The 25604-nt window shown below is 68.7% G+C and carries 28 protein-coding genes; 16 read left to right on the top strand and 12 right to left on the bottom strand.

The window, feature by feature from the left end; all coding sequences use genetic code 11:
• Nucleotides 1–102 precede the first annotated feature (102 nt).
• Entirely contained in the window at nt 103–1590 is a 1488-nt protein-coding gene (locus AC3ENX_RS02620; protein ID WP_434810274.1) for a DHA2 family efflux MFS transporter permease subunit, read from the top strand.
• A 3-nt stretch (nt 1591–1593) separates the two neighbouring features.
• Here the strand turns inward: AC3ENX_RS02620 and AC3ENX_RS02615 are convergent, their stop codons facing one another.
• Nucleotides 1594–2988: a CotH kinase family protein gene (locus tag AC3ENX_RS02615; protein ID WP_434810272.1), complete on the bottom strand. Its 1395-nt coding sequence runs from the start codon at nt 2986–2988 to the stop codon at nt 1594–1596.
• A gap of 300 nt (nt 2989–3288) precedes the next feature.
• Here AC3ENX_RS02615 and AC3ENX_RS02610 point away from each other — a divergent pair, with 300 nt between their 5' ends.
• The gene (locus AC3ENX_RS02610) at nt 3289–3600 is read left to right on the top strand and encodes a hypothetical protein (protein WP_434810271.1); all 312 of its coding nucleotides are present in this window, start codon (nt 3289–3291) and stop codon (nt 3598–3600) included.
• Entirely contained in the window at nt 3600–4127 is a 528-nt protein-coding gene (locus tag AC3ENX_RS02605; protein WP_434810270.1) for a hypothetical protein, read from the top strand. The genes AC3ENX_RS02610 and AC3ENX_RS02605 overlap by 1 nt, the downstream gene beginning before the upstream one ends.
• 14 nt (nt 4128–4141) lie before the next feature.
• Here AC3ENX_RS02605 and AC3ENX_RS02600 read toward each other — a convergent pair whose 3' ends face one another.
• Nucleotides 4142–4516 (bottom strand): VOC family protein, encoded by a 375-nt coding sequence (locus AC3ENX_RS02600; RefSeq protein ID WP_434810269.1) that lies wholly within the window; start codon nt 4514–4516, stop codon nt 4142–4144.
• Between the two features lie 358 nt (nt 4517–4874).
• On the bottom strand, nt 4875–5948 hold the full coding sequence (ychF, locus tag AC3ENX_RS02595; protein ID WP_434810268.1) for a redox-regulated ATPase YchF: 1074 nt from the start codon (nt 5946–5948) through the stop codon (nt 4875–4877).
• 169 nt (nt 5949–6117) lie between these two features.
• Here ychF and adhP point away from each other — a divergent pair, with 169 nt between their 5' ends.
• A complete protein-coding gene (adhP, locus tag AC3ENX_RS02590; RefSeq protein WP_434810387.1) occupies nt 6118–7128 on the top strand; it encodes an alcohol dehydrogenase AdhP in 1011 nt (336 codons plus the stop codon).
• Between the two features lie 97 nt (nt 7129–7225).
• Nucleotides 7226–7936, top strand: coding sequence for a hypothetical protein (locus AC3ENX_RS02585; RefSeq protein WP_434810267.1), 711 nt, complete (start codon nt 7226–7228; stop codon nt 7934–7936).
• Here the strand turns inward: AC3ENX_RS02585 and AC3ENX_RS02580 are convergent.
• A complete protein-coding gene (locus tag AC3ENX_RS02580; RefSeq protein ID WP_434810266.1) occupies nt 7915–8664 on the bottom strand; it encodes a class I SAM-dependent methyltransferase in 750 nt (249 codons plus the stop codon). The genes AC3ENX_RS02585 and AC3ENX_RS02580 overlap by 22 nt on opposite strands.
• 59 nt (nt 8665–8723) lie before the next feature.
• Between AC3ENX_RS02580 and AC3ENX_RS02575 the strand changes: the two genes are divergently transcribed.
• Together AC3ENX_RS02575 and AC3ENX_RS02570 are read left to right on the top strand one after the other, a co-directional pair.
• Complete coding sequence (locus AC3ENX_RS02575) at nt 8724–9335, top strand: exonuclease domain-containing protein (RefSeq protein WP_434810265.1); 612 nt, start codon at nt 8724–8726, stop codon at nt 9333–9335.
• Between the two features lie 40 nt (nt 9336–9375).
• The gene (locus AC3ENX_RS02570) at nt 9376–10707 is read left to right on the top strand and encodes a DNA recombination protein RmuC (RefSeq protein WP_434810264.1); all 1332 of its coding nucleotides are present in this window, start codon (nt 9376–9378) and stop codon (nt 10705–10707) included.
• Here AC3ENX_RS02570 and AC3ENX_RS02565 read toward each other — a convergent pair.
• Nucleotides 10682–10873 carry a UDP-N-acetylmuramyl pentapeptide phosphotransferase gene (locus tag AC3ENX_RS02565; RefSeq protein ID WP_434810263.1) on the bottom strand — a complete coding sequence of 64 codons (192 nt, stop codon included), beginning with the start codon at nt 10871–10873 and terminating at the stop codon, nt 10682–10684. The two genes, AC3ENX_RS02570 and AC3ENX_RS02565, sit on opposite strands and share 26 nt — an antisense overlap.
• A gap of 115 nt (nt 10874–10988) precedes the next feature.
• On the bottom strand, nt 10989–11978 hold the full coding sequence (glpX, locus tag AC3ENX_RS02560) for a class II fructose-bisphosphatase (RefSeq protein ID WP_434810262.1): 990 nt from the start codon (nt 11976–11978) through the stop codon (nt 10989–10991).
• A gap of 202 nt (nt 11979–12180) precedes the next feature.
• Here glpX and fbaA point away from each other — a divergent pair, with 202 nt between their 5' ends.
• Entirely contained in the window at nt 12181–13209 is a 1029-nt protein-coding gene (gene fbaA / locus AC3ENX_RS02555) for a class II fructose-bisphosphate aldolase (protein WP_434810261.1), read from the top strand.
• A gap of 207 nt (nt 13210–13416) precedes the next feature.
• On the opposite strand, the gene AC3ENX_RS02550 is transcribed toward fbaA, so the two are convergent.
• Nucleotides 13417–13953, bottom strand: coding sequence for a DUF6264 family protein (locus AC3ENX_RS02550; protein ID WP_434810260.1), 537 nt, complete (start codon nt 13951–13953; stop codon nt 13417–13419).
• Complete coding sequence (locus AC3ENX_RS02545; RefSeq protein ID WP_434810259.1) at nt 13950–14918, bottom strand: 4-hydroxy-3-methylbut-2-enyl diphosphate reductase; 969 nt, start codon at nt 14916–14918, stop codon at nt 13950–13952. Before AC3ENX_RS02545 ends, AC3ENX_RS02550 begins: the two co-directional genes overlap by 4 nt.
• A 151-nt stretch (nt 14919–15069) precedes the next feature.
• Here AC3ENX_RS02545 and xseA point away from each other — a divergent pair, with 151 nt between their 5' ends.
• Genes xseA through AC3ENX_RS02510 form a run of 7 tightly spaced genes read left to right on the top strand, consistent with a single transcriptional unit; the run spans nt 15070 to nt 20969 of the window.
• Entirely contained in the window at nt 15070–16371 is a 1302-nt protein-coding gene (gene xseA, locus AC3ENX_RS02540) for an exodeoxyribonuclease VII large subunit (RefSeq protein WP_434810258.1), read from the top strand.
• 9 nt (nt 16372–16380) lie between these two features.
• On the top strand, nt 16381–16617 hold the full coding sequence (locus AC3ENX_RS02535; RefSeq protein WP_434810257.1) for an exodeoxyribonuclease VII small subunit: 237 nt from the start codon (nt 16381–16383) through the stop codon (nt 16615–16617).
• Nucleotides 16617–17240, top strand: coding sequence for a DUF4245 family protein (locus tag AC3ENX_RS02530; protein ID WP_434810256.1), 624 nt, complete (start codon nt 16617–16619; stop codon nt 17238–17240). The genes AC3ENX_RS02535 and AC3ENX_RS02530 overlap by 1 nt, the downstream gene beginning before the upstream one ends.
• On the top strand, nt 17237–17890 hold the full coding sequence (locus tag AC3ENX_RS02525) for a carbonic anhydrase (protein WP_434810255.1): 654 nt from the start codon (nt 17237–17239) through the stop codon (nt 17888–17890). The genes AC3ENX_RS02530 and AC3ENX_RS02525 overlap by 4 nt, the downstream gene beginning before the upstream one ends.
• A 52-nt stretch (nt 17891–17942) precedes the next feature.
• Complete coding sequence (locus AC3ENX_RS02520) at nt 17943–19337, top strand: class II fumarate hydratase (RefSeq protein WP_434810386.1); 1395 nt, start codon at nt 17943–17945, stop codon at nt 19335–19337.
• Between the two features lie 10 nt (nt 19338–19347).
• Nucleotides 19348–20316, top strand: coding sequence for a sensor histidine kinase (locus AC3ENX_RS02515; protein ID WP_434810254.1), 969 nt, complete (start codon nt 19348–19350; stop codon nt 20314–20316).
• Entirely contained in the window at nt 20313–20969 is a 657-nt protein-coding gene (locus AC3ENX_RS02510; RefSeq protein ID WP_434810253.1) for a response regulator transcription factor, read from the top strand. Before AC3ENX_RS02515 ends, AC3ENX_RS02510 begins: the two co-directional genes overlap by 4 nt.
• A 48-nt stretch (nt 20970–21017) precedes the next feature.
• Here AC3ENX_RS02510 and phoH2 read toward each other — a convergent pair whose 3' ends face one another.
• The 3 genes from phoH2 to AC3ENX_RS02495 form a co-directional block, all read right to left on the bottom strand.
• A complete protein-coding gene (gene phoH2, locus AC3ENX_RS02505) occupies nt 21018–22376 on the bottom strand; it encodes an RNA 5'-3' helicase PhoH2 (RefSeq protein WP_434810252.1) in 1359 nt (452 codons plus the stop codon).
• Nucleotides 22377–22539: 163 nt separating this feature from the next.
• Nucleotides 22540–23682 (bottom strand): aminotransferase class V-fold PLP-dependent enzyme, encoded by a 1143-nt coding sequence (locus tag AC3ENX_RS02500; protein ID WP_434810251.1) that lies wholly within the window; start codon nt 23680–23682, stop codon nt 22540–22542.
• Nucleotides 23683–23720: 38 nt separating this feature from the next.
• The gene (locus AC3ENX_RS02495) at nt 23721–24506 is read right to left on the bottom strand and encodes an isoprenyl transferase (protein ID WP_434810250.1); all 786 of its coding nucleotides are present in this window, start codon (nt 24504–24506) and stop codon (nt 23721–23723) included.
• Between the two features lie 125 nt (nt 24507–24631).
• Here AC3ENX_RS02495 and trhA point away from each other — a divergent pair, with 125 nt between their 5' ends.
• Nucleotides 24632–25336, top strand: a complete 705-nt coding sequence (gene trhA / locus AC3ENX_RS02490) for a PAQR family membrane homeostasis protein TrhA (protein WP_434810385.1) — start codon at nt 24632–24634, stop codon at nt 25334–25336.
• Here the strand turns inward: trhA and AC3ENX_RS02485 are convergent.
• The gene (locus tag AC3ENX_RS02485; protein WP_434810249.1) at nt 25308–25601 is read right to left on the bottom strand and encodes a hypothetical protein; all 294 of its coding nucleotides are present in this window, start codon (nt 25599–25601) and stop codon (nt 25308–25310) included. The genes trhA and AC3ENX_RS02485 overlap by 29 nt on opposite strands.
• Nucleotides 25602–25604: the final 3 nt, after the last annotated feature.

Genomic DNA, 25604 nt, shown 5'->3' with positions numbered 1-25604 from the left:
ATCGGTCGCGGGAATGCCCCCGACCGCCGCCGGGTTATCCTTGACGGTCGCCCCGGCTCTCGGCGGCGCTTGCCTCCGCTCATCCTTCGAAGGAGATCGCGCATGTCCGCCACCGACACCTATCCGACGACCACCGCCCCGAACTCGGTCGGTGCCTCCCGCACGCGAGTGATCTGGCTGCTGCTGGCCGCGGCGTTCGTCGCGATCCTCAACGAGACGACGATGGGGGTCGCGATCCCCCACCTGATCACGGACCTCCACATCACGGCGGTCGACGCGCAGTGGCTGACGACCGCATTCATGCTGACAATGGGCGTCGTCATCCCCGTGACCGGCTTCCTGCTGCGGCGCTTCACGACACGGCAGATGTTCATCGCAGCGATGAGCCTGTTCAGCCTCGGCACCGCGGTCGCGGTCGTCGCACCCGGATTCCCCGTGCTGCTCATCGCCCGAGTCGTGCAGGCCTCGGGCACCGCGATCATGATGCCCCTGCTGATGACGACGATCATGACGCTCGTCCCGGCGGCATCCCGAGGGCGCATGATGGGCCGCGTCTCACTCGTGATCGCCCTGGCACCCGCCATCGGCCCCACGATGTCAGGGCTGTTGCTGGACACGCTCGGATGGCGCTGGATCTTCGGCATCGTGCTGCCGATCGCGCTGGTCGCGCTCTTCGTCGGCGCACGGTGGATGGTCAACATCGGCGAGAACACCCACGCGCCGATCGACGTCCTGTCTGTCATCCTGTCGGCGCTCGGCTTCGGCGGGCTCGTGTTCGGACTCAGTCAGATCGGCAGCGGCCACGGTGGTGCCGATGAGGCCGCGGCATCCACGAGCTCACCGCTCGTGATGATCGTCTCGCTGACGGTCGCGGTGATCGCCCTCGCGGGCCTCATCTGGCGGCAGATGATCCTGCAGCGCACCGACAACGCACTGCTCGACCTTCGCGTGTTCCGGTCGGGCAACTTCACGCTCGCCATCTCCCACATGACGCTGCTGTCTGCCGCGTTCTTCGGCGTCATCACGCTGCTGCCGCTCTACATGCAGACGGTGCTCGGCATCTCGTCGCTCGACACCGGCCTCGCCGTCCTGCCCGGCGCGCTGCTGATGGGCCTCGCGGGGCCCGTGATCGGCCGCATCTACGACGCCCGCGGACCGCGACTGCTGCTCGTGCCCGGCACGGTGCTGGCGATCGGCGTGCTATGGCTGTTCTCGACGTTCGGCGACGGTACGTCGCTGTGGCTGATCGTCATCGCCCAGACCGTGCTCTCTCTCGGCCTCGCGATGTCGTTCACACCGCTGATGACCTCGGCGATGGGTTCGCTCACTCCGCACCTGTACTCGTACGGGTCGGCGATCCTCTCGACGATCCAGCAGGTTGCCGGCGCCGCCGGTGTGGCGGTCCTGGTGACGACCATGACGGCCGTCACGGCAGCCGCCGAGGCAGGCGGTGCGTCGGAGACCGCCGCGGGCGCCCAGGGTGCGCAGACGGCCTTCCTGGTCGCGACGTTCATGGCCGTTCCGCTGTTGGTCAGCGCGTTCTTCGTGCGCAAGACCGAAGCGGCCGAGGGCGCGCCCGCCGGACACTGATCGTCACGACGGGAACGCGTCGGACAGTGTCTCGGATTCCGTCTCGATGGTGTCCGCGTCGACCAGGTCGGTGGCCTCGTCGGTGAGCGTCTCCGTCCACGCGGCGAGGATGTCGTCGGCCAGGCCCGAGTCGAACAGTTCGGCCTGCAGGGTCTCCCGCGCCTCCTGATACAGGGCCTGGAAGTCCTCGTCGGCGAGGAAGCGTTCTGACAGGATGTTGCTGCCGCCGAACCCGCCGCGGCCGCCGGCATTGCCACCTTCGGGCCTCTCGCCGTCGGTGGGCATATCTCCGCCTTCGGGCATCTCCCCCGGGTCGCCCATCCCCTCAGGGATGTCAGTGGGCCGGTCGGTCGGCATCCCCTCGGCCTGCTCGCCGTCTTCGGGCATGCCGCCACCACCGCCCATGCCGCCGCCGCCACCGCCGACGTTCGCCTGACCGAACGCCAGGTTGAGGTCCCAGTTGACGACGGTCATGAGCCCCGTGTCACTGTCGTAATAGAGGTAGGAGTTGTTGCCCGGCCCGTCGATGTCGTCCATGTTGGAGACGAGATCCTGGAAGGCGAGGTAGGTCGCGAACGCCTCCACATCGAGGTGGTCGCCGAGGTCTGCAGCGAACTCCTCGTCGCTGGACTCGTTCAGCCACTGGAGGAAGTCGATGAGCGGCGTGAGGTCGTCGTCCCCGGCCTCCTGATCGAACACGTCGGTGTAGGACTCGGCATCCTCGCCGCGGTAGCTGTAGTCGCCACCGGCTTCGGCCTTGTAGAGCAGACCCGAGCCGAGTTCGCGCTCCATCCAAGTGTCTTCGGGGTTCTCGATCACGAGCCGCAGCACCTCCTCGGAACCGTTCGCCGAGAAGCGCGCCGTGACCGCCTCTTCGCTGGCAAGGCCCGCGGCCTCGAGCAGGTCGAGTGCGACGGCCTCGTTGAGGGCCGTCTCGCTACTGTTCGCCCGGACGACGAACTCGGTCGCGCCGTCGTGACTCTGCCCGTCGACGTTCTTGTCGAGACGGATGATCCAGGGCAACGTTTCGGGATTGGTCGAACTCAGATCGGCGTCGGCGTCGGTCGTGAGCCCTCGCAGCGACGAGTTGCCCTTGAGCTTCAGGCCGACGTTCTCGTACGTCACGCCGTCGATCACCACGGTCGCGGTGATCCACTCCTTCTCCTCGGACTCGAGGTACGTCGCGATCATCGCGTCGTATTCATCCTCGTCGAACGTGACCGAGAACGAGTGGACGGTGCTCGAGTCCCAGACCGCGGCGACGTTCTCAGCGCTGGCGCCGACTGCGGTGCTGTCGCCCGTCGAGGACGTCGCGCCGACGGCAGTGCAGCCGACGGTGCCGAACGCGAGCGCGGTCGTCAGAAGGATCGTGGTAGGTCGAAGTCGTGGAGTGGCCATGTCGCTACTCCACCGGATGCCGCTATGCGGACCCTATGGTCGAATGCTGGTTCCGCTGTCAGTCCACGCGGAACGGAGCGCTCAGCTGCAGCAGCCGCCGCCGCAGCAGGACGCGCCCTCGGCCTGGAGGAGGTTCTTCTCGTCCTCGACGGGCTGCAGCTGCGGGGTGGGGAGGTTCTGTGTCGACATGGCTCCAGTGTACGTCGGGCGGAGAGCGAGCGGCTGCGCAGGCCTGTTGACAACGGCGCCGAACGCCGAGACCATGGCGACAGCACGCAGCCAACGGGGAATGGAGCCCTCATGGACCGCGAGTACCTCGTCGACCTGTCCTCTGTAACGCATCTCGATCTTCGCGCCGCGGGGACCTCGGTGGGTAAGGGCGAATTTCCTCCGATCATCGTCGTCAAGGGGCTCCACGCGCTGCCCGGGCTCGCCGCATCCGCGTCCGAGCCGATCGCCTATGAGCTCGACAGCATTGACTCGGGCATCGTGGCGCACTACCGGGCGTTGCCGAACCCGGCAACGCTCACGGGCGGCGTGCACGTGAGCGTCGCGTATGACGCCACGCTCGATGGTGTTCGTGCGACCGTCCACGACCCGGGGTCTCCGTGATGTTCCGTCGACGCGAAGAACCGGTGCCGACCGCCGCTGCAGCCGTCCTCAAGGTGATCGACGATCAGCTCGCGCAGGCGCACGCGACTGCGGAATCACTGCAGACACGCAGCACCGCCGTCGTCTCTGCCTGTGGCGCGCTCATCGCGATCTTCCTCGGGCTGGCCGGCATCGTCACCTCACTCGAGGGGTATCAGATTCCGGGCGTCGCGGCATGGTTCCTCGCTGCCGCCGTCATCCTGTTCGCACTCGCCGGAACTGCGGCCCTCGTCGTCGCCCGGCCGGTGAAGGCCGGCATGTTCGACATCAAGTCGCTCCAGGCGATTTCGGTTCCCGACGTGCTGGCGCTGCCGGCGACCAAAGCACACCCCCGCATCGCGGAAGCGCAGATACAAGTCATCGAGATCGCGCGGGAACTGAACCGCATGAACGGGCGCTTCCTCTTCGCGGCGACGATCCTGGGCATTCCCGGCATCGCATGCGCCGCCGCCGGCGCAGCCCTCTCGCTCCTCATCGACGCCGGCTGAGCGACTGACCACGGTCACGTCGGCTGCAACGCAAGATGCAGCAGGTTCCCGTCGGGGTCGTGCACCTGCGCGACGCGCTCGCCCCACGGCATGTCGCTCGGCTCCTGCCGCGAAGCGCCACCGGCTTCGACGACCTGCGCATGGGTGGCATCGACATCGTCGACGTAGCACCAGATCGCGATGCGGTCGGCGGGCGCGGGGCTCGTGGCGGCGGCATCGCGGCCGATCCCGAGCGGCGCACCCCCGAGTGACAGGCTGACGTATGCGTCACCACCGTCTTCGTGTGGGAACCGGTACGTCACACTCCCGCAGAGCGCCGCCTCGTAGAACGCCACAAGACGAGGCAGATCAGGCGTGGCGAGGATCGGAAACAGGGAAGTGACCGTCATGCGGTCACGATACGCCCTCGCCGACCACGTCGAAACGACTCCGCCGGATGCCGGCTCGCGCTTAGTTGATGACCTCTCCGCGCTCATCGGCGCGAAGGACTTCTCGCCGCTCACGCCACTCCTGCAGCGCCTCGGGCGGAGGCGCGCTGCGATGTCCGCGCCGTCCTTGCGCCACCGTTCACGTGCAGCGTCGCTCTTCCAGTCATCGAACGGATCGAAGTTCGCCTCCCACAGCGCGCTCCACGCAGCCATTTCGCGCGTCAGGTCTTCCGACAACCCATACATGTCCGGTGTGGTGGTGTATCCGACATCCCACGTCGGCGTCGAGTTCTCCCAGAGCGGCCACGCTCGCTCAAGCTCACACGTTGAAGCGAAACTCCACGACGTCGCCGTCCTGCATGACGTAGTCCTTGCCCTCGAGGCGCGCCTTGCCCTTCGCGCGGGCCTCGGCGACCGAGCCGAGCGCGACGAGGTCGTCGAACGAGATGACCTCCGCCTTGATGAAGCCCTTCTCGAAGTCAGTGTGGATGACGCCCGCCGCCTGAGGCGCCTTCCAGCCCTTGCCGATCGTCCAGGCACGTGCTTCCTTCGGCCCCGCCGTCAGATAGGTCTGCAGCCCGAGCGTGTCGAAGCCGATGCGGGCGAGCTGGTCGAGACCCGACTCGTCCTGGCCGGTGGATGCCAGCAGTTCAGCGGCATCCTCCGGATCGAGGTCGATGAGCTCGGACTCGATCTTCGCGTCGAGGAACACGGCCTTCGCGGGCGCGACGAGCGCTTCGAGCTCCGCCTTGCGCCCCGCGTCGGTGAGGACTGCCTCGTCGACGTTGAAGACGAAGATGAAGGGCTTGGCCGTCAGCAGCCCGAGCTCCTTGATCGGCGCGAGGTCAAGCCCCGACGCCGACAGCAGCTCACCGCGCTGCAGCACCTCCTGCGCGGCCTGGGCCGCCGCGAGCACCGAGGGGTCGAGCTTCTTGCCGCGTACTTCCTTCTCGTACCGGGTGATCGCCTTCTCGAGGGTCTCGAGGTCCGCGAGCTGCAGCTCCGCGTTGATCGTCTCCATGTCGGACGCCGGGTTGACGGCGCCGTCGACGTGCACGACATCGTCATCGGCGAACCCGCGCACCACCTGGGCGATCGCGTCGGCCTCACGGATGTTGGCGAGGAACTTGTTGCCGAGCCCCTCACCTTCGCTCGCGCCGCGCACGATGCCGGCGATGTCGACGAACGACACCGCGGCGGGAAGGATCCGCTCGGAGTGGAAGATCTCGGCGAGCGCGTCCAACCGCGGGTCAGGAAGGTTCACGACCCCGACGTTCGGCTCGATCGTCGCGAACGGATAGTTCGCCGCGAGCACCTGGTTCTTGGTCAGTGCGTTGAAGAGGGTCGACTTGCCGACGTTGGGGAGGCCGACGATTCCGATGGTGAGTGCCACGGGCATCCAGTCTACGTGTCGGCGCCCTCGCAACCGTCCGCAACGTAGCGCTTCATAGCCTGCCGGAACAGGCACGAACACCCACCACAAGGAAGTGATGTCGATGACGACCCTGCCCCTGGCCGACTCCCCCACCGCCGAACAGACCGGCACCGAACACGCCGGCACCATGCGCGCTGCCGTCGTGACGGCCCACGACAAGCCCCTCCACGTCGCCGATGTGCCCATTCCGACACCCGGACCGCACCAGGCGCTCGTGAAGGTCATCACGAGCGGCGTGTGCCACACCGACCTGCACGCCGCGCGTGGCGACTGGCCGGTCGCACCGAAGTCGGACCTGATCCCGGGGCACGAGGGCTACGGCGAGGTGGTCGCGCTCGGCGATGACGTCACCACGCTCGCGGTCGGTGACCTCGTCGGCAACGCGTGGCTGTGGTCCGCGTGCGGCACGTGCGAGTACTGCCGCACCGGCTGGGAGACCCTGTGTCCCGAGCAGCAGAACGGCGGCTACTCCGTCGATGGCAGCTTCGGCGAGTACATGCTCGTCGACGAACGCTTCGCCGCCCGCATCCCGGCCGGCGCCGACCCCGTCGAGGTCGCCCCGATCCTGTGCGCCGGCGTCACCGTCTACAAGGGCCTGAAGATGACCGACACCCGCCCGGGCGAATGGGTCGTGATCTCCGGCATCGGCGGCCTCGGCCACATCGCCGTGCAATATGCGCGCGCCATGGGGATGCGGGTGGCGGCAGTCGACGTCGACGACGCCAAGCTCGAACTCGCCCGCTCCCACGGCGCCGAGGTCACCGTCAACGCCGCCACCGAAGATCCGGGTCCAGCAGTTCAGGAGGCGATCGGGGGCGCCCACGGCGTGCTCGTGACCGCCGTCCACCCGAAGGCGTTCGCGCAGGCCCTTGCGGTGACCCGTCGTGGCGCAACCGTCGTCTTCAACGGCCTCCCGCCCGGGGCCTTCCCCGCGGACATCTTCGACATCGTGCTGCGCGCCATCACGATCCGCGGCTCGATCGTCGGCACCCGGCAGGACATGGTCGAAGCCCTCGACTTCTACGCACGCGGTGAGATCCATCCCACCGTCGCCGTGGCATCGATCGACGACATCAACGACATCTTCGAGCGAATGGAGCACGGCAAGATCGACGGCCGCATCGTCATGAAGTACTGACGGCGTTCCGATCTTCAGCCCCGTCTTAGACGGGCCTTAGAGCACTTCTGTAGCGTCAACCGAATGCGTCGGCGACGGCGCACGAGGGGGGGTGCGGATGCGCGGGATGCTGCTGGAGTGCTGGCGGACGGTGTACGGGTGGGCGTGTCGCGCGCCCACCCGTCCCTACGCGATCACCGTGCTCACCGTAAGCGCGGCCATGTTCGCCATCGCGTTCACCTGGCACACCCTGCACTACATCGGCGCCGTGGGCGCGCCACTGCCGGCTCTGCTCAGCCCGTTCGACGACTCGTCCCTGCTTGAGGCGTGGGAACTCGTGCTCACACTCATCGCCGCAGCGGCGGTCGGGTGGGCGGGTTGGCGCCGTCGCGACGGTCTGCTCATCGCCTGGATGCTCGTCCTGCTCGTCATCGCGGGCGACAATCGACTTCGCTGGCACGAGCGCGCCGGTCATGCACTGGGGCCGGCGCTGGAGCCGTTCGCAGTCGGGCCCGTCGAAGGCCGCCATCTCGGCGAACTCGCCTTCTGGCTCGTCGTCGGGGTCTGCTCTCTGCTCGCGTTCGCGATCGGGCTGCGCCGGCGTACGGCAAACGGCGTGATCGCGACGGTCGTCCTCGCGACCCTGCTCGCCGCACTCGCGGTCTTCGCCGTCGTCGTCGACCTCGTCCACGTCGTGACCCGGTCCAACCTGGCGGGGTTCGCCGAAGACGGCGGCGAACTGCTCGTCGTGACGCTGGCATCCGTCACCGCGGTCGCGGTCGCGGTGTCACCCGCCGTGGGCGAAGGTCATCCTGCGACAGACCGGTAAGCCGATGTCACGTAGGGCAGAGCGATCGTCGCGTCTTCCACCGCGCCCACCTCGTCGAACAGGTCGGTGATCTCGGCGTCGACCCGTGCGCGTTCATCCTCGTCTGCCGTGATCAGGTAGCTGCGTGAGAACACCATCGAGGTGAGCGCCGCGCGCGTCATCTCGCGGCTCCACCGCCACTGACGCCGCTCGGTCGCGGTGAACGGTGGCGCCACCGGCGGATCCCCCGCGGCGAGCATCTGCTCGGCGTGACTCCCACGCATGATCTCGGTCAGCCTGCGCACCCACGGCACCGATTCGTCCCGGATGTTCCACACGAGTCCGAGCACGCCACCCGGCCGCAGCACCCGTCCGATCTCCGCGCATCCCGCGACGGGCTCGACCCAATGCCATGCCTGTCCGAGCACGACGGCATCGACCGACTCGTCGGGCAGCGGAAGCCGCTCCGCGGTCCCCTCGTACGTCGGCACACCGCGCACGTGCGCACGCAGCGCACGAAGCATCTCGGCATCCGGGTCGATCGCGACGACTTCGGCTCCGGCCTCGACGAGGGTACGCGTGAGCTTTCCGGTCCCCGCCCCGACATCGGCGACCCGCACGGCAGGCTCGGCCCGCCGGGACGGCGCGAGCATCCACTCGACCGATTCCGCCGGGTACGCGGGACGCCCCTGTTCGTAGGCGTCCGCCGCCCGCCCGAACGACTGCGACATCTCATCCCGGGTGGCCATGGCGCCAGCCTACGGCGCGCCTCCGCGCCTCACCGGAACCGCCGGGAGAGTCTGAGAGCGTGGCCCTGGACTTCACCGCGATCGACTTCGAGACGGCGAATTCCTCGAGCGCGTCGGCGTGCGCCGTCGGGTTGGCTCGCGTCCGAGACGGCCGCGTCGTCGCATCGCAGGGATGGCTCATTCAGCCACCGCCCGGCCACGACCGTTTCTTCGAGCTGAACATCGGCATCCACGGCATCCGCCCCGAGGACGTGACCGATGCGAAGACCTGGACCGGCCAACTCACCGACCTGTCGGACTTCATCGGCGACGACGTGCTCGTCGCGCACAACGCAGGGTTCGACATGGCGGTCTTGCGCCGCGCGTGCGAGGTCACCGGGGACGCCTGGCCCGCAGCGCGCTACGTCTGCAGCCTGCAGGTGGCACGCAAGACGTACGACCTCGATTCCTATCGCCTGCCGCTGGTGGCAGCGGCCGCCGGTCACCTCGACTTCGCCCACCACGACGCGACGGCCGACGCACTTGCGTGCGCGCAGATCATGATCGACTCGGCGGCACGTGCCGGGGCCGGCGACATCATCGAACTCGCGATGTTGCTCGGGTTGCGCGTCCCCCAATTGCCGACGGCCGAACAGGGCGCAGAGCGCGCGGCCGCCGCCGTCGCGGGCTGACGTTCCGACCGATGTCGGCGGTGCGGGTCATGCTGGATGCATGGATGCCCTGATCGTCGCCGTCATCGTCGTCGCTTGCCTCGTCGCCGGCGCGCTCGCCGGGTGGTTCACGGGAACCGCCCGTGAGGCCGCCAGGGCCCTGCGCACGCGTGAAGACCTGTCGAGCAGGGCCGCAGCCGCCGAGGCCGCCGCCGTCTCCCTCGAGCGCCAGCTCGCGCAGGCGCTGCACGCGCAGCGCGAGGCTGCGCAGCACGCGCGCAGTGATCAGGCCGCACGCGAGGAGCGCGATCGTCGCGAACAGCTCGTGCTGCGCGCGTTGGCGCCCGTGCAAGAGTCCCTGCAGTCGATGCAGACCAAGGTCGATGCGCTCGAACGCGAGCGGCACGCACAGTTCGGTTCACTCGCCGAACAGCTCCGGCGCGCGCAGGAATCCGACGAGGCGCTGCGCGCGACCACCGAATCCCTGGCAGGTGCGTTGCGGTCCACGTCGGCACGCGGCGTGTGGGGCGAGACGCAGCTGCGGCGGATCGTCGAATCCGCGGGCCTCACCCGGTACGTCGATTTCGACACCCAGGCCACGATCTCTTCGGATGCCGGCGCCGGGCGTCCCGACATGGTCGTGCGGCTGCCGGGCGACAAGGCTCTCGCGATCGACGCGAAGGTGCCGCTCGACGCGTACCTCGAGGCGAGCGCGATCCCGGTCACGGCGCAGGGCGCCGAGGCAGCGCGTCGAAAGACACTGCTCGACCGTCACGTGAAGGCGGTTCGCGCCCACGTCGACACGCTGGCCAAGAAGACCTACTGGGCGGGCCTTGCCAGCAGCCCCGAGTTCGTCGTCTGCTTCATCCCGAGCGAGTCACTGCTGGCCGCCGCGCTCGAAGAAGACCCGGCGCTGCTCGACTACGCCTTCTCTCGCCGCGTCGCACTCGCTTCGCCCGTGAACCTTTGGGCGGTGCTCAAGACGGTCGCATACACATGGACCCAGCAAGACGTGTCAGACGAGGCTCGCACGCTGTTCGCGCTCGGCAACGAGCTTTACCAGCGGCTCGGGTCGCTCGCCGGTCACGCGGACGATCTGCGACGTGCCATCGAGCGCACGGTCGCGAGCTACAACCGGTTCGCGGGCTCGCTCGAATCGCGCGTGCTCGTCACGGCGCGCCGGTTTCCCGGCATCGATGACACCAAGCTGTCGGCCACGACGGGACCAGGGCAGATCGAAGACGCTCCACGAGGGCTCACTGCTCCCGAACTGCTTACGCCGGAGATGAGCGCAGATCTCGGGGGTGTGCGAGATCGGCTGGGCCATGACGCGCACGGCGGCGCCGGGAACGACGCGGACGCCGAGATCAGCCGCCGGGGAAGAAGTTCATGAGGCCGACGACGGCCAGCGAGACGCCCACGAACGCGCCGATGAGCCACCACGCGCTGACACGGTGACCTTCAGGGGCGCGGCGTCGCAGCAACACGTCGGGTCGCCGGGCGGGGTCGACAGGGACCGCGATCTGACCCGTGACGGGTCGCTCAGACGCTGTAGACAATGGAACCCCCGTTTTTCGCGTGGATGACGGTGTCGCCGCTGACAACGGCTCCCATTGTGCCAGAGGGCTCCTGCGCTTCGCCTGCACGCGAACGCGCGTCACGGTCTCGAAATGGTCACAGCCACTTCGAGGTGAGGTGCTCCGACGAGATGCGACGCAGCGTGCCGGACGCACCGCGCAGCACGACCGACTCCGTGTAGAGATGGTCCCCCGACCGACGCACCCCGCCGACGAGCTCGCCGTTGGTGACGCCGGTCGCGACGAAGATGGTGTTCTTGCCCTTGACCAGATCGTCGGCCTCGTACACGAAGTCGTCGAGCTGGAGTCCCGCATCGACGCCGCGCTGCTTCTCATCGTCGTCGCGTGGCCACAGGCGTCCCTGGATGTGACCGCCGAGCGCCTTGATGGCGCAGGCGGTGACGATCCCCTCGGGGCTGCCGCCGATTCCGACGCACATGTCGGTGCGTGCATTGTGCCGGGCCGCATTGATGCCACCTGCGACGTCGCCGTCGCTCATCAGTCGCGTGCCGGCACCCGCCTCGCGGATCTCATCGATCAGCTGGGCGTGGCGCGGACGGTTCAACACCGAGACGACGAGCTCGTCGACGGGCTTGTCGAGCGCCTTCGCGAGACGGCGGATGTTCTCACCGATCGGCAGACGGATGTCGACGACCCCGACACCGGCCGGCCCCGTGACGAGCTTGTCCATATAGAACACGCTCGAGGCGTCGAGCATGGCACCGCGGTCAGCGACGGCGAGCACCGACAGTGCGTTGTTGCGACCCTCGGCGGTGAGCGTCGTGCCGTCGATCGGGTCCACCGCGATGTCGCACTGCGGGCCGCGGCCGGTGCCGACCTTCTCGCCGTTGAAGAGCATGGGGGCGTTGTCCTTCTCGCCCTCGCCGATCACGATCACACCGTCGAAGTTGACCGTCGTGAGAAACGCCCGCATCGCGTCGACGGCGGCGCCGTCGGCAAGCTCCTTCTTGCCGCGACCGATGAACGGCACCGACCGGATCGCGGCGGCCTCCGTGGCTCGGACCAGCTCGAGAGCGAGGTTGCGGTCGGGATGCAGCGGACTCATGTCGGCGGTCAGGCTCACCATGAACGTCAGCCTACGCCGCGAGCCGGGTTCTGCGCGGCGACTTTCGGCCACACGCAGGCGAAGGAATCACGATTCTTAACGGCACGGCAGGAGGCGCGGCAATACTCCTGTTCCAGGCCGTCGACACCGTCACAGGGGGCGATGGGACGGAGCGGTTCGCTAGAGTACCCGTGGACCGACCGCGCAATCCTGAGGAGCCCACATGCCCGTCGCCACCCCAGATCAGTACGCCGACATGCTCGATCGCGCGAAGGCGGGCGGATTCGCCTACCCCGCGATCAACGTGTCGAGCTCGCAGACCATCAACGCCGTCCTCCAGGGCCTGACCGAGGCCGGCTCCGACGGCATCCTGCAGGTCACCACGGGCGGCGCCGACTACTTTGCGGGGCACACGGTGAAGGCACGCTCCACCGGCGCCCTCGCATTCGCGAAGTATGTCCACGAGGTCGCCAAGAACTACCCGATCACAGTCGCCCTGCACACCGACCACTGCCCCAAGCCCGCGCTCGAGGACTTCGTGCTGCCGCTCATCGCGGCCAGCGAAGAGGTCGTCGCCGCCGGTGGCGAACCGATCTTCCAGTCGCACATGTGGGACGGTTCGGCCGTGCCGCTGGCCGAGAACATCGAGATCGCGCAGGAGCTGCTCCCCCGCCTGAAGAACATCAACGCCATCCTGGAAGTCGAGATCGGTGTCGTCGGCGGCGAAGAAGACGGCGTGAAGCACGAGGGCAGCAACGACGCCCTCTACACCACCACCGGTGACGTCGCCCAAGCGGTCGAGGCGCTCGGCCTCGGCGACCAGGGTCGCTGGATCGCCGCCCTCACCTTCGGCAACGTGCACGGCGTCTACAAGCCCGGAAACGTCAAGCTCAAGCCCGAGCTCCTCGGTGAGATCCAGGAGGGCATCGCCGCGAAGTTCGGTGCAGGCCCCAAGCCCCTCGACCTCGTCTTCCACGGCGGCAGCGGCTCGACCGACGAAGAGATCGCGCTTGCGGTCGCCAACGGTGTCATCAAGATGAACATCGACACCGACACCCAGTACGCCTTCACCCGCTCGGTCGCCGGCTTCATGTTCGCCAACTATGACGGCGTCCTCAAGGTCGACGGCGAGGTGGGCAACAAGAAGGCCTATGACCCGCGCGCCTGGGGCAAGGTCGCAGAGTCGGCGATGGCCGCTCGCGTCGTCGCCGCCACCCAGCAGCTCGGCTCGCACGGCAAGTCGCAGAGCTGACGCATCCAGACATCACGAACGGCACGAGAAGTCACCCGTCGCGGGTGGTCTCGTGCCGTTCGTGGTTTCTCGGCCGCCGCAGGTGCGGCCCGAGCGGCCTTGTCGATCGCGGTCACACCCACAGTTCCCGCATCCGGTCGCAGGATCGTGACAGCGCAGACGGCGAGGAGCTTCGGCATGCGCCAATGCTCCGGCGGGCGGGCGATCTCAGCCCGCGATGGCGAAGTGCTCGGCCACGGCGGGGTCACCGAGCAGCGGCACCGCGAGACACACGCTCACGATGATGAACGTCACGATCGCACCCACCAACGGAATCCACCACGACACTCGCCGGCGCGACAGCGATGCCCATGAGGCGATGGCGGTCAGGAGCCATCCGACGGCGAACACGATCGCACCGATGCGGCCCCACAGCACACCGCCGCTGTGATTGGTGAATTCGGCGTCGACACCGGCCACCTCCATCCACGTCTGCGCGAACGACGTGAAATCGAGCAGCTGCGGAATGGCGCTCACGACCGTGAACAGTCCGTAGGCGAGCAACGCGAAGGTGATGATGCGGTCAGCGCGACGGGTCGGCTGCGCGGCGGCGGTCGTCGCCGGCGCCGTCGGCGGATGCGGCACGTACGGCTGCTCGGGCACCGGTGGCGGCGTCGCGCCGGACTGCTCGATGCGGGCGCGCTGCTCCTCGGGTGTCGCGTATTCGCCGTACTGCGGGCGCGGCTGTTCGCCGGGGGTGCTCATGTGCGCACCCGACCACCTCGCGCACGATCGTCGCGCAGCTCTTTGGGCAGCGAGAACATGAGGTCCTCCTCGGCCGTGCGAACCTGCTCGACGTCGCGGTAGCCCGCTCCCGACAGTTCATCGAGCACCTCGGTGACCAGCACCTCGGGAACCGACGCGCCGCTGGTGACGCCGACGGTCTCGACACCGTCGAGCCACGCCTGCTCGATCTCGTGCGCGTAGTCGACGCGATACGCGGCCTTCGCGCCGTATTCGAGCGCGACTTCGACCAGTCGCACACTGTTGGACGAGTTGGCCGAACCGACGACGATCACCAGATCCGCATCCTTCGCGACCTTCTTGATCGCGACCTGACGGTTCTGCGTGGCGTAGCAGATGTCATCGGACGGCGGATCGGCCATTTGCGGGAAGCGCTCGCGAAGACGACGAACCGTCTCCATGGTCTCGTCGACCGAGAGCGTGGTCTGCGACAGCCAGACGACCTTCGACGGGTCGCGCACCTCGACGCGGTCTGCCTCTTCGGGCGAGTTGACCACGGTGACGTGGTCGGGCGCCTCGCCCGCGGTGCCTTCGACCTCTTCGTGACCGTCGTGACCGATCAGCAAGATCTCGAAGTCGTCGCGGGCGAACCGGACGGCCTCACGGTGCACCTTGGTCACCAACGGGCACGTGGCGTCGATCGCTTGCAGACCCCGATCGGATGCCGCCGAGACGACCGCGGGAGAGACACCGTGGGCGCTGAAGACGACGTGCGCACCCTCGGGGACTTCGTCGACCTCTTCGACGAAGATCGCCCCCTGTGCTTCGAGTTCGGTGACCACGTGGATGTTGTGGACGATCTGCTTGCGCACGTAGACGGGCGCGCCGAAGCGCTCGAGCGCCTTCTCGACGGCGATGACGGCGCGGTCGACACCGGCGCAGTAGCCGCGGGGCGACGCCAGCAGCACCCGCTTGTGTCCGGACACCGGGTTATCCTGAAGCCGCCCGCGCACACCGGGAACACGGGGAACGGGCAGTCGCACGGCGGAAGAGCTCACGCTCCGATTCTAGGGACGCCGCGCTGAGAGCGGGCCGCACACGACCACCGCCGCTCGCCCGCACACCCGAAGGGACCACATGACCTCGTTCCAGGCCGAGCCGGGCGACGCCGCACCGCCGGATTCGGTGCACCCGCGCGACTCGTCCCCGCAGGCGCCGACGTCGATCTCGCGGCTGAACGAGACGATCCGCGACTTCGTCCAGAAATGGGGCGCGGTGTGGGTCGACGGCGAGATCACGAGCTGGAATCTGCGCGGCGGCAACGTGTTCGGCAGACTCAAGGACACCCGTACCGATGCGGCTCTGTCGTTCCGCCTGTGGTCGTCGACGCTCCAGCGCCTGCCGGCCGATCTGCGTTCGACGCTCGGCGTGGGCGCAAGAGTCGTCGCCTGCGTGAAGCCGGACTACTTCATCAAGACCGGCGATTTCAGCTTCACCGTCTCGGCGATGCGGCACACCGGTCTGGGCGATCAGCTCGAAGCCCTCGAGCGCCTGCGGGCCACGCTGCGGGCGGAGGGTCTGTTCGACCCGTCACGCAAGCGGCCGATCCCGTTCCTCCCCCACATGATCGGCCTCATCACCGGTGAGCGCAGCGACGCCGAGAAGGATGTGCACCGCAACGCCGAGTTGCGGTGGCCGCACGTCCGATTCCGAACCATCCACGCGGCCGTTCAGGGCGAGCGGTGCGTGCCGGAGACGATCGCGGCGCTGAAGACGCTGGATGCCGACCCCGACGTCGACGTCATCGTCATCGCCCGCGGCGGCGGCGACCCGCAGACGCTCCTCGGCTTCAGCGACGAGCGGCTGCTGCGCGCGGTCGCTGCGGCAACGACCCCGATCGTCTCCGCCATCGGGCATGAGAACGACCACCCGATCCTCGACGACGTCGCCGATCTGCGCGCATCGACGCCGACGGATGCCGCGAAGAAGGTCGTCCCCGACGTCTCGGAGCAGCGGGCGCTCGTCGCCCAGCTGCGCTCGCGCGCACGCACCCGCCTCACGCAGCGCCTCAGTCACGACATCACCCAACTCGAACAGCTGCGCTCGCGTCCTGTCCTGCGCGACCCGGAGTCGCTGCTCACCCCCCGCGCACACGAGCTGTGGACGCTCGTCAGTCGCGGTCGCGACCAGACCTCGAGGCGGCTCGATGGTGCGCATCGCGACATTGCGTCGCTGCAGGCATCGCTGCGCGCACTCTCGCCCGGGGCCACGCTCGACCGCGGCTACGCCATCGCGCACCTGGACGGCGGTGTCATCATCCGCGATGCCGCGCAGGCCGAACCGGGCGCGGCGGTCGTCGTGACCGTCGCGCGCGGATCGTTCGCCGCGCGCTCCGACGGCGAGGTGGCCGAGTCCGAGCACCCCGATGCACAGCCGTAGGATGGATGCATGACCACGCCCCGTGAAGACACCGCGGTCGACGTCGCCTCCCTCTCGTTCGAACAGGCGCGCGACGAGTTGGTTCGGGTGGTCGCCGAGCTCGAACAGGGCGCCCCCACACTCGAGCACTCCTTGGAGCTGTGGACACGCGGCGAGGCCCTCGCGGCCCGTTGTGAAGAATGGCTGCTGGGCGCCAAGCGCCGTCTGGACGCCGCGCGGCCCACGGACGACGCGAAGGAGGCGTGATGGCCTCCGCGCCGCGCATCGTCGCCGAACTCGGTCGCCCCGAGACGCCCGACGAGACCGCTGCCCGCAAAGCGGCATCCAGCGCCGCCTACCGCTCCAGCCAGACGTTCCGCAGCCTCATCGCCGCTCTGCTCGCCACGGTGGCGATCGTCGCGGTCATCGTCTTCGCGGTGCCCCGCGGCGAGCTGGCGGAGCCGGCCCCCGCAGACGTCGCCGCGTCGGCGCAGGTGGCATCGGAGTCGCTGGGGCGTCCCGTCATCGCCCCGGCCACACCCGAGGGTTGGCGCCCGAACTCGGCCGAGATCGTCGACGGCACGTGGCGGATCGTCTACGCGCCGTCATCCGGATTCGTGCGCGTCGCGCAGCGGTTCGACGCCGACGAGACGTGGGTGACCACGACGCTCGACGGTCGGGCACCGAGCGGCTCCGTCGAGATCGCCGGAGTGGTGTGGGACGAATACGACCAAGGCGCCGGTGGCACCGGCAACATCACGTACGCGCTGGCGACGGCAGCCGGCACCGACACCGTTCTGATCTACGGCTCGACGTCGGCGAAGACTGCGGCGATCGCCGCCGAAGCCGTCGCCGATGACATCCTGACCCTTCGAGGAGCACAGCAATGACCGCCACCGCGACCCCGCGCACCGTCTGGACCGAGATGCGAGCGGGCAACGCCCGGTTCGTCGAGGGGACGCCCCGCCACCCGCGACAGGACGTCGAGCGTCGTCACGAACTCGCCGGCGGTCAGACGCCGCGCGCCGCCCTGTTCGGCTGCGCCGACTCCCGCCTGGCTGCGGAGATCATCTTCGACGAGGGTCTCGGCGACCTGTTCGTCGTACGCAATGCCGGTCAGGTCGTCTCGGACTCGGTCGTGGGCAGCCTCGAGTATGCGGTCGCCGTCTTGCAGGTGCCCCTCATCGTCGTGCTCGGTCACGACGCCTGCGGCGCCGTGCGCGCGGCGATCGACTCCACGGCGATCGACGCCGCACCCCTCCCCGCGAACATTTGGCGCCTGATCGCACCGATCGTGCCCGCGGTCAAGCGCGTCATCGCCGCACACGCCGACGAGGGCGTCACCCCCGCGACGATCGACGCCGAAGAGGTCGGGCGCGAGCACCTGCGTGACACGATCGGCCAGTTGCTGCACGCGTCCGAACTCATCAGCGACGCCGTCGCCGAGGGGCGCCTGGCTATCGTCGGCGCCAACTACCGCTTGGGCGAAGGCACCGCGGTCCCCCACGTCATCGTGGGCGACGCGGGCGACCCCGCCTGATCACCACGAACCGCAAGACACCGCACCCCCAGGAAACGAGGACGTGACCGCCATGACCGACATCGAGTACCGCATCGAACACGACACGATGGGCGAGGTGCGCGTTCCGAAGGATGCCCTGTACGCCGCCCAGACCCAGCGTGCGGTGGAGAACTTCCCGATCTCGGGATCGGGGCTCGAGTCGACGCAGATCGCCGCGCTGGCGCGCATCAAGAAGGCCGCGGCGCTCGCGAACAAGGAGCTCGGCACACTCGACCCCGCCATCGCCGACGCGATCGCGGCTGCGGCCGACGAGGTCATCGCCGGCGGTCTCGACGAGCACTTCCCGGTCGACACCTACCAGACCGGCTCCGGCACCTCGTCGAACATGAACATGAACGAGGTGCTCGCGACCCTCGCGACCCGCATCCTCGGTGCACCGGTGCACCCGAACGACCACGTCAACGCGTCGCAGTCCTCCAACGACGTGTTCCCGACCTCGGTGCACATCGCGGTCACGCAGGCGCTGATCGACGACCTGATCCCCGCCCTCGACCACCTCTCGGTCGCCCTCGAGGCCAAGGCCGAGCTGTGGAAGTCGACCGTGAAGTCGGGCCGCACGCACCTGATGGACGCGACGCCCGTCACGCTCGGCCAGGAGTTCGGCGGTTACGCCCGCCAGATGCGCCTGGGCATCGAGCGCGTGCAGGCGGTGCTCCCCCGTGTGGCCGAGGTGCCCCTGGGCGGCACGGCCGTCGGCACCGGCATCAACACGCCGCTCGGGTTTCCGCAGAAGGTCATCGAGCTGCTCGCCGGCGAGACCGAACTCCCCGTCACCGAGGCGAAGGACCACTTCGAAGCGCAGGCCAACCGCGACGGCCTGGTCGAGACCTCAGGGGCGCTGCGGACGATCGCGGTGTCGCTCACGAAGATCAACAACGACATCCGCTGGATGGGCTCAGGCCCCAACACCGGTCTCGGGGAGCTGCACATCCCCGACCTGCAGCCCGGCTCGTCGATCATGCCCGGCAAGGTCAATCCGGTCGTCCCCGAGGCGACGCTCATGGTGTGCGCCCGCGTCATCGGAAACGACGCCACGGTCGCGTGGGCCGGCGCTTCGGGCTCGTTCGAACTCAACGTCGCGATCCCGGTCATGGGAACGGCGCTGCTCGAGTCGATCCGACTGCTCTCGAACGCGATGCGCGTGCTGGCCGACAAGACCGTCGACGGGCTCGAAGCGAACGTCGAGCGCGCCGCCGCGTACGCGGGCATGTCGCCGTCGATCGTCACGCCCCTCAACAAGCTGATCGGCTACGAGGCGGCCGCGAAGATCGCCAAGCACTCGGTCACCAAGGGCATCACGGTGCGCGAGGCGGTCATCGATCTGGGTTACGTCGAGCGCGGCGAACTGACCGAGCAGCAGCTCGACGAGAAGCTCGATCTGCTGTCGATGACCCACCCGGGTTGATAATCGGAGGGTGAGCCGACTGACGTCTGGATGGCGCCGCACCCCAGGGCTGGGGCTGCTGGTCGCCGTCACGGCCGCATGGGTGGCGTTGGCGACCGCGATCCTGCTGATCGTGATCACCGCAGGCGGGCCGACGTGGGTCGCGCTCGCCATCTGTGCCGTGGGCGGCGTGGTGACGGTTGCGATCGTCGGCGTCGTCGGGTGGGCTGTGCTCCAGCATCCGGCGCAGCCCTCCCCCGGCGTCGACCACGCGGACAGTTCGTTCGCGGCGCAGCGTCGGCTGCTCGACGATGTGCGGCACGAATTGAAGACCCCCATCACGATCGTGCGCGGCCACCTCGAGGTGATGGATGCCGCCGACAGCGACGACGTGGCGGCCATCCGTGCGATCGGCATCGCCGAACTGGACCGCATGACACGTCTCATCGGCGACATCGACCTGCTCGCGGCCGTCGAGACCGACCGCTTCTCGTTCGGCACGGTGGACCTTGCGGCGCTGACCCAGCGCCTGTCCGAGATGGTCACCGTCATCCCCGGCCACTCCTGGGCCGTCGAGCAGACAGCCGAGGGCGCCGTGCGCGGCGATCGAGACCGACTGCTGCAGGCGTGGCTCGCACTCGCCGACAACGCCGCGAAGTACACCCCCGAGGGGACGACGATCCGCATCGGCAGCGCTCTGCATGCGAGCGGTGCGCAACTGTGGGTTCGCGACCACGGGCCGGGCATTCCCCCGGCGATGCGGCACCGCATCTTCCGACGATTCGATCGCGGTGGTGGCAAACGCACCGTCGGCGGGTCAGGATTGGGTTTGGCGATCGTCGATGCGATCGCCAAGGCACACGGCGGCCACTGCGCCATCGCCGACACCCCCGGTGGCGGAGCCACCTTCACCCTTGAGATCCCCATCGGCACCGAGGCGGCACTGCCCGCACCGGTGCGGGCGGGCGATGTCCTTCTCCAGCGGGAGTCCACGGAATGACACGCATCCTCGTCGTCGATGACGAACCCCATATCGTCTCGCTCGTCACCCGCGGCCTGCGTGGCGAAGGCTACGACACCCTCGTGGCCGAGGACGGCACCGATGCGCTCGCCATCGCGCTCGGTGAGGACGTCGACCTCATCATCCTCGACGTGGGACTGCCGGGGATGGACGGCTTCGAGGTGCTGCGCAACCTGCGGACCGCCGGCAGCAGTGTGCCCGTCATCATGCTGACCGCACGCAGCGGCACCGACGACACGATCGAAGGCCTGGATGCGGGGGCGAGCGACTACATGCCGAAGCCGTTCGCGGTCGCCGAACTGCTGGCCCGGGTGCGATCGCGTCTGCGCGAGCGCAGCGCTGCAGCCCCGGTGGTGGTCAGTCGCGGCGAAGTGACACTCGACATCCTCGCCCGCCGCGCCACAGTCGCCGGCAAGGAGGTCGATCTGTCGGCACGCGAGTTCGCGCTGGCGGAGCAATTCCTGCGCCACGCGGGTGAAGTCATGACCCGCGAAGTGCTGCTCAGCCGCGTGTGGGGGCTCGACTTCGACCCGGGCTCGAACGTCGTCGACGTCTACGTGCGGTACTTGCGCGCCAAACTCGGCTCGGACCACATCGTGACCGTCCGCGGCGAGGGATACCGCTGGGAGTGACGTGAAGCGGCCCCCGGCGCGTTCGCCGAGGGCCGCTGTCAGGTGAGGTCAGCTGAGCTCGCCCTGCTCCAGCAGGTCGGTCACGAGGGCCGCGATCGCCGAACGCTCCGAGCGCACCAGGGTCACGTGTCCGAACAGGCCGTGGCCCTTGAGCGTCTCGATGACCGACGCGATGCCGTCGTGACGGCCGACACGCAGGTTGTCGCGTTGCCCGACATCGTGGGTGAGCACCACGCGGGAGTTCTGCCCGATGCGGCTGAGGACGGTCAGCAGCACATTGCGCTCGAGCGACTGCGCCTCATCCACGATCACGAACGCGTCGTGCAGTGACCGGCCGCGGATGTGGGTGAGCGGCAGCACTTCGAGCATGCCGCGCGCGGTGACCTCTTCGAGCACATTGCCCGAGACGACCGACCCGAGCGTGTCGAAGACGGCCTGCCCCCAGGGGTTCATCTTCTCGGACTGGTCTCCCGGCAGGTAGCCGAGCTCCTGCCCGCCGACGGCGAACAGCGGCCGGAACACGATGATCCGCTTCTGCTCCTGACGCTCCAGCACGGCTTCCAGCCCCGCGCACAATGCGAGCGCCGACTTTCCCGTGCCGGCGCGGCCGCCGAGGGACACGATGCCGACCTCGGGGTCGAGCAGCAGATCGATCGCGATGCGCTGCTCGGCCGAGCGACCGTGCAGGCCGAACACGTCGCGGTCACCCCGGACCAGTCGGAAGGTGCCGTCGCCGGTGACGCGGCCGAGCGCCGAGCCGCGCTCGGAGTGGACGATCAGCCCGGTGTTCACCGGAAGGCCGCGCACCTCCTCGCTGATGGCGACTTCGCTTTCATAGAGGTCGCTGACCTCGTCGCCCGAGATGTTGAGTTCGGCGATGCCGGTCCACCCCGAATCGACGGCCTGCTCGGCGAGGTACTCCTCCGCGTGGATGCCGAGGGAGGCGGCCTTCACGCGCATCGGCAGGTCCTTCGAGACGACCGTGACTTCCTGGCCGTCTTGGCTGAGGTGCATCGCAACGGCGAGGATGCGGGTGTCGTTGTCGCCCAGCCGCATGCCGGCCGGCAGCACGGTGGGATCGGTGTTCGTGAGCTCGACACGGAGCGTCCCACCGTCGCCGACCGGCACCGGGAAGTCGAGGCGGCCGTGCTCGACGCGCAACTCGTCGAGGTGACGGAGCGCCTGGCGGGCGAAGTAGCCGATCTCGGGGTCGTGTCGTTTGCCCTCGAGTTCGGAGACGACGACAACCGGGACGACGACCGAATGCTCGGCGAAGCGGAAGAACGCTCGCGGATCGCTCAGCAGCACCGACGTGTCGAGCACGTAGGTCCGCAGATCCTGGTCGAGATGGTCGCGCTCCCCTGCACGTTCGATGACGCGGCGCTGGTTCTCTGCTCGTGTGGTCACAACCCACTCCCGCCCCGGGTGGATCACCCGGCTGTCACGAGTCGACCAGGGTCACGAGTCGTGAATGGCCGACTCGAACGGGCTCCTTGCCCGATGTGATGACCGTACGGTGCCGGTGCGATCGGACGCGCGTCCGACACGCGGCGATTCGATGACAGGCAGGTTAACGATCCGTCGGGGCGACCACGGCGGTGTGCGCACGCGCGGCCGACACCTCGGCGAGGGCGTCGCCGAGGAGGCGCAACGCGTCTGCACCGGTCCCCGCGTGCGACGAGATGCGGATGGTGCCACCGCGGGCCGTCGCGGTCACGCCGTGGTTCGCGAGGGCCGCGCCCAGCGGTGCGGCGTTCTGCGGGCCTGGCACGAGCGTGACGATGCCGGCGTGGCGGTCACGCGGGGTGAGGACGGGCACGCCGTACCGGTCAGCGAGTGCGAACACGTCGTCAGCGCGCCGGCGCAGCTCGACTGCGATCGCATCGACGCCGACGCCCGCGATCTCGCGGACGGCAGTCGCGAGCCTCGCGGCGGCGAGTGGGTCGGGCGGCGAGACGACATAGGCGGCTGCACCGGGCAACGGCGGCTGCACCTCCGTGTCGGAGAGGTCGCCGTCCATGCCGGCGAACCCCGACAGGACGGGCTCGATCCGCTCGCGCGCACGTGCTGAGAACGAGGCGAAGCCGGTCCCGCGGCCCGCGCGAAGCCACTTGTAGCCGTTGCCGCAGACGACGTCGGCTGCGGCCCAGTCGGCGTCGACGACACCGAACGCCTGGACGGCGTCCACGATAAGCAGTCGGTCACCGACGACCTCACGCAGGGCGGGCAGGTCGACGAGGTACCCGGTGCGATAGTCGACGGCGCTGACGGCGACGGCGGTCACGTCGTCGGTGAGCGCCTCGCGCACCGCATCCGCTGTGACGAACCCGTCGGGCGCGTCGATCGGGGCCACGCGAAGGCGCCCGCGCATGTCCTGTGCCCGGCGGGCGCCGACCGTCACCGAGGGGAACTCCCGCGGCGAGAGCAGCACGGTGCCCTCCAGCCCCGCGAACGCGTGCTGGAGTCCCGTCGACGTCGACGGCTGCAGCGTGACATCGTCGGCATCCACACCCAGCTGGTCGGCGAGCAGCCCCCTCGCTTCGGCCGCCCGTGCGGAGACGAGCTCGATGCCCGAACGCCGCCCCGTGCCCAGCAGCTCGGCGTCGGCATGGGCCTCCGCGCGCACCGCGGGTGAGAGCGGACCGAAGGCCGCCCAGTTCAGGTAGCCGGGCTCGGCATCGAACGATGCCAGGTATGTCTCGAGATCAGACACGATTTCGATTCTGGCACGCGGGTGTTCGCACCGGCACGTCAGCCGCCGTACCGGCGATCCCGCGTCGCGAAGTCGCGGATGGCACGCAAGAAATCCACCTCGCGGAGATCTGGGCCGAGCGCCTCGACGAAGTAGAACTCGCTGTGCGCGGACTGCCACAGCAGGAAGTCGCTCAGCCGCTGCTCCCCCGACGTGCGGATCACGAGGTCGGGGTCGGGCAGCCCACCCGTGTAGAGATGCTCGCCGATCTGCTCGGGGGTGAGACTCGCGGCCAATTCCTCGAGCGAACCGCCGCTCTTGTCGTGGTTGGCGATGATGCTGCGGACGGCATCGACGATCTCGCCACGGCCACCGTAGCCGACCGCCAGATTCACGTGCAGTCCCGTGTTGCCCGCGGTGCGCTCCTCCGCCTGTGCCAGGACCCGCGCCAGATCGGCCGGAAGTCCCTCGACGCGACCGACGTGCCGGACGCGCCATCCGGGCTCCTGCGAGAGCTCATCGGCGAGTTCTGCGATGATCTCGATCAGGTCCGATAATTCGGCCGAATCGCGCTTGCGCAGGTTGTCGTTCGAGAGCAGATACAGCGAGACGACGCGGATGCCGAGGTCGTCGCACCAGCGCAGGAATTCGTGCATCTTCGCAGCCCCGGCACGGTGCCCGTGGGAGACGGTCGCATACCCCGCCTGCCGTGCCCACCTGCGATTGCCGTCGATCATCATCGCGACGTGGTGCGGCACCGTCTCGGGGGTGAGCGATCGGCGCAGACGCGACCCGTACAGGCGGTACAGCAGGCCCTTGCCGCGTCCGGATGGCTCGATGCTCACCCGCCCTACGCTATCGCGCTGCACCCGCGCAGGGCACCCGCCGCGGCGCTGGCATGTATCCGCCGGCATACGCTCGCGCGTAGGCTCGGAGGGTGACACGACACGACACGCCCGACGGCGTCGAGATGCCCCAACTTCCGCTGATCGATGCTGCCGCCGCGAGTTCGCAGGTCGAGCTGAAACCGACCTGGCGCGGCTGGATCCACGCGGCCACGTTCCCCATCGCGATCGCTGCGGGCATCGTGCTGATCGTGTTGACAGAGGGCACGCCCGGCAAGTGGGCTGCGGCCGTCTTCATGGCGACCTCGCTCCTCCTGTTCGGCAACTCCGCCCTCTACCACCGTTTCGACTGGGGTCCGAAGACGAAGGTCATCCTCAAGCGCATCGACCACGCCAACATCCTGCTGCTGATCGCCGGCACGTACACGCCGCTGGCGGTGCTCGCGCTCACGCCCGACAAGGGACTGCTGCTGCTGATCCTGGTGTGGTCGGGAGCCCTTCTCGGCATCCTGTTCCGCGTCTTCTGGATCCACGCGCCCCGCTGGCTGTACGTCGCGCTGTACCTGCTGCTCGGTTGGGCCGCGGTGATGTACCTCGTCGACCTGCTGCAGGCGAGTGTCCCCATGATGGTGCTCGTGATCGTCGGCGGCCTGCTCTACACGGGGGGCGCGATCGTGTACGCGCTCAAGCGCCCGAACCCGTGGCCGGGGCACTTCGGCTTCCACGAGATCTTCCACGTGTGCACCGTGCTCGCGTTCCTGTGCCACTGGACCGCGTGCCTGCTGATCGGGCTCGCGCCGCTCAGTCCTTCGCTGGGGATTCCGGGCTGACGCCGCCCGCGTCGCCCGTCGCCGAGGCGTCACCGTCAGCCTCCGTGCGTGCGGCCTCCTCCGCGTCGAGTTCCTCACGCACATCGATGCGGTAGCCCGCGCGGCGCACACGACGCAACATGTCGATCAGCAGGAACACGACCGCGGCGGCGATCACGGCGATGCCGATGAAGCCTGCGACACCGGGGGTGACCTGGTCGGGATCGATCGTGGGAGTCGGCGTCGGAGTCGGGGTGGCCGCCACCAACGCGATCAGTGTTCCCATGTG

Source organism: Microbacterium sp. bgisy189, assembly GCF_057707225.1.
Note: the sequence above shows the minus strand (reverse complement) of the source record. Positions and strands in the feature narration are given on the sequence as shown.

Bases quoted from the DNA above. Each gene is read 5' to 3' on its own strand.
- AC3ENX_RS02600 (WP_434810269.1), bottom strand. From the start codon at position 4,516: ATGACGGTCACTTCCCTGTTTCCGATCCTCGCCACGCCTGATCTGCCT.
- AC3ENX_RS02620 (WP_434810274.1), top strand. From the start codon at position 103: ATGTCCGCCACCGACACCTATCCGACGACCACCGCCCCGAACTCGGTC.
- AC3ENX_RS02510 (WP_434810253.1), top strand. From the start codon at position 20,313: ATGACACGCATCCTCGTCGTCGATGACGAACCCCATATCGTCTCGCTC.
- AC3ENX_RS02535 (WP_434810257.1), top strand. From the start codon at position 16,381: ATGACCACGCCCCGTGAAGACACCGCGGTCGACGTCGCCTCCCTCTCG.
- glpX (WP_434810262.1), bottom strand. From the start codon at position 11,978: ATGGTGAGCCTGACCGCCGACATGAGTCCGCTGCATCCCGACCGCAAC.
- trhA (WP_434810385.1), top strand. From the start codon at position 24,632: ATGCCCCAACTTCCGCTGATCGATGCTGCCGCCGCGAGTTCGCAGGTC.
- xseA (WP_434810258.1), top strand. From the start codon at position 15,070: ATGACCTCGTTCCAGGCCGAGCCGGGCGACGCCGCACCGCCGGATTCG.
- fbaA (WP_434810261.1), top strand. From the start codon at position 12,181: ATGCCCGTCGCCACCCCAGATCAGTACGCCGACATGCTCGATCGCGCG.
- adhP (WP_434810387.1), top strand. From the start codon at position 6,118: ATGCGCGCTGCCGTCGTGACGGCCCACGACAAGCCCCTCCACGTCGCC.
- AC3ENX_RS02485 (WP_434810249.1), bottom strand. From the start codon at position 25,601: ATGGGAACACTGATCGCGTTGGTGGCGGCCACCCCGACTCCGACGCCG.
- AC3ENX_RS02520 (WP_434810386.1), top strand. From the start codon at position 17,943: ATGACCGACATCGAGTACCGCATCGAACACGACACGATGGGCGAGGTG.
- AC3ENX_RS02570 (WP_434810264.1), top strand. From the start codon at position 9,376: ATGGATGCCCTGATCGTCGCCGTCATCGTCGTCGCTTGCCTCGTCGCC.
- AC3ENX_RS02585 (WP_434810267.1), top strand. From the start codon at position 7,226: ATGCGCGGGATGCTGCTGGAGTGCTGGCGGACGGTGTACGGGTGGGCG.
- AC3ENX_RS02615 (WP_434810272.1), bottom strand. From the start codon at position 2,988: ATGGCCACTCCACGACTTCGACCTACCACGATCCTTCTGACGACCGCG.
- AC3ENX_RS02525 (WP_434810255.1), top strand. From the start codon at position 17,237: ATGACCGCCACCGCGACCCCGCGCACCGTCTGGACCGAGATGCGAGCG.
- AC3ENX_RS02605 (WP_434810270.1), top strand. From the start codon at position 3,600: ATGTTCCGTCGACGCGAAGAACCGGTGCCGACCGCCGCTGCAGCCGTC.
- AC3ENX_RS02530 (WP_434810256.1), top strand. From the start codon at position 16,617: ATGGCCTCCGCGCCGCGCATCGTCGCCGAACTCGGTCGCCCCGAGACG.
- AC3ENX_RS02610 (WP_434810271.1), top strand. From the start codon at position 3,289: ATGGACCGCGAGTACCTCGTCGACCTGTCCTCTGTAACGCATCTCGAT.
- AC3ENX_RS02550 (WP_434810260.1), bottom strand. From the start codon at position 13,953: ATGAGCACCCCCGGCGAACAGCCGCGCCCGCAGTACGGCGAATACGCG.
- AC3ENX_RS02580 (WP_434810266.1), bottom strand. From the start codon at position 8,664: ATGGCCACCCGGGATGAGATGTCGCAGTCGTTCGGGCGGGCGGCGGAC.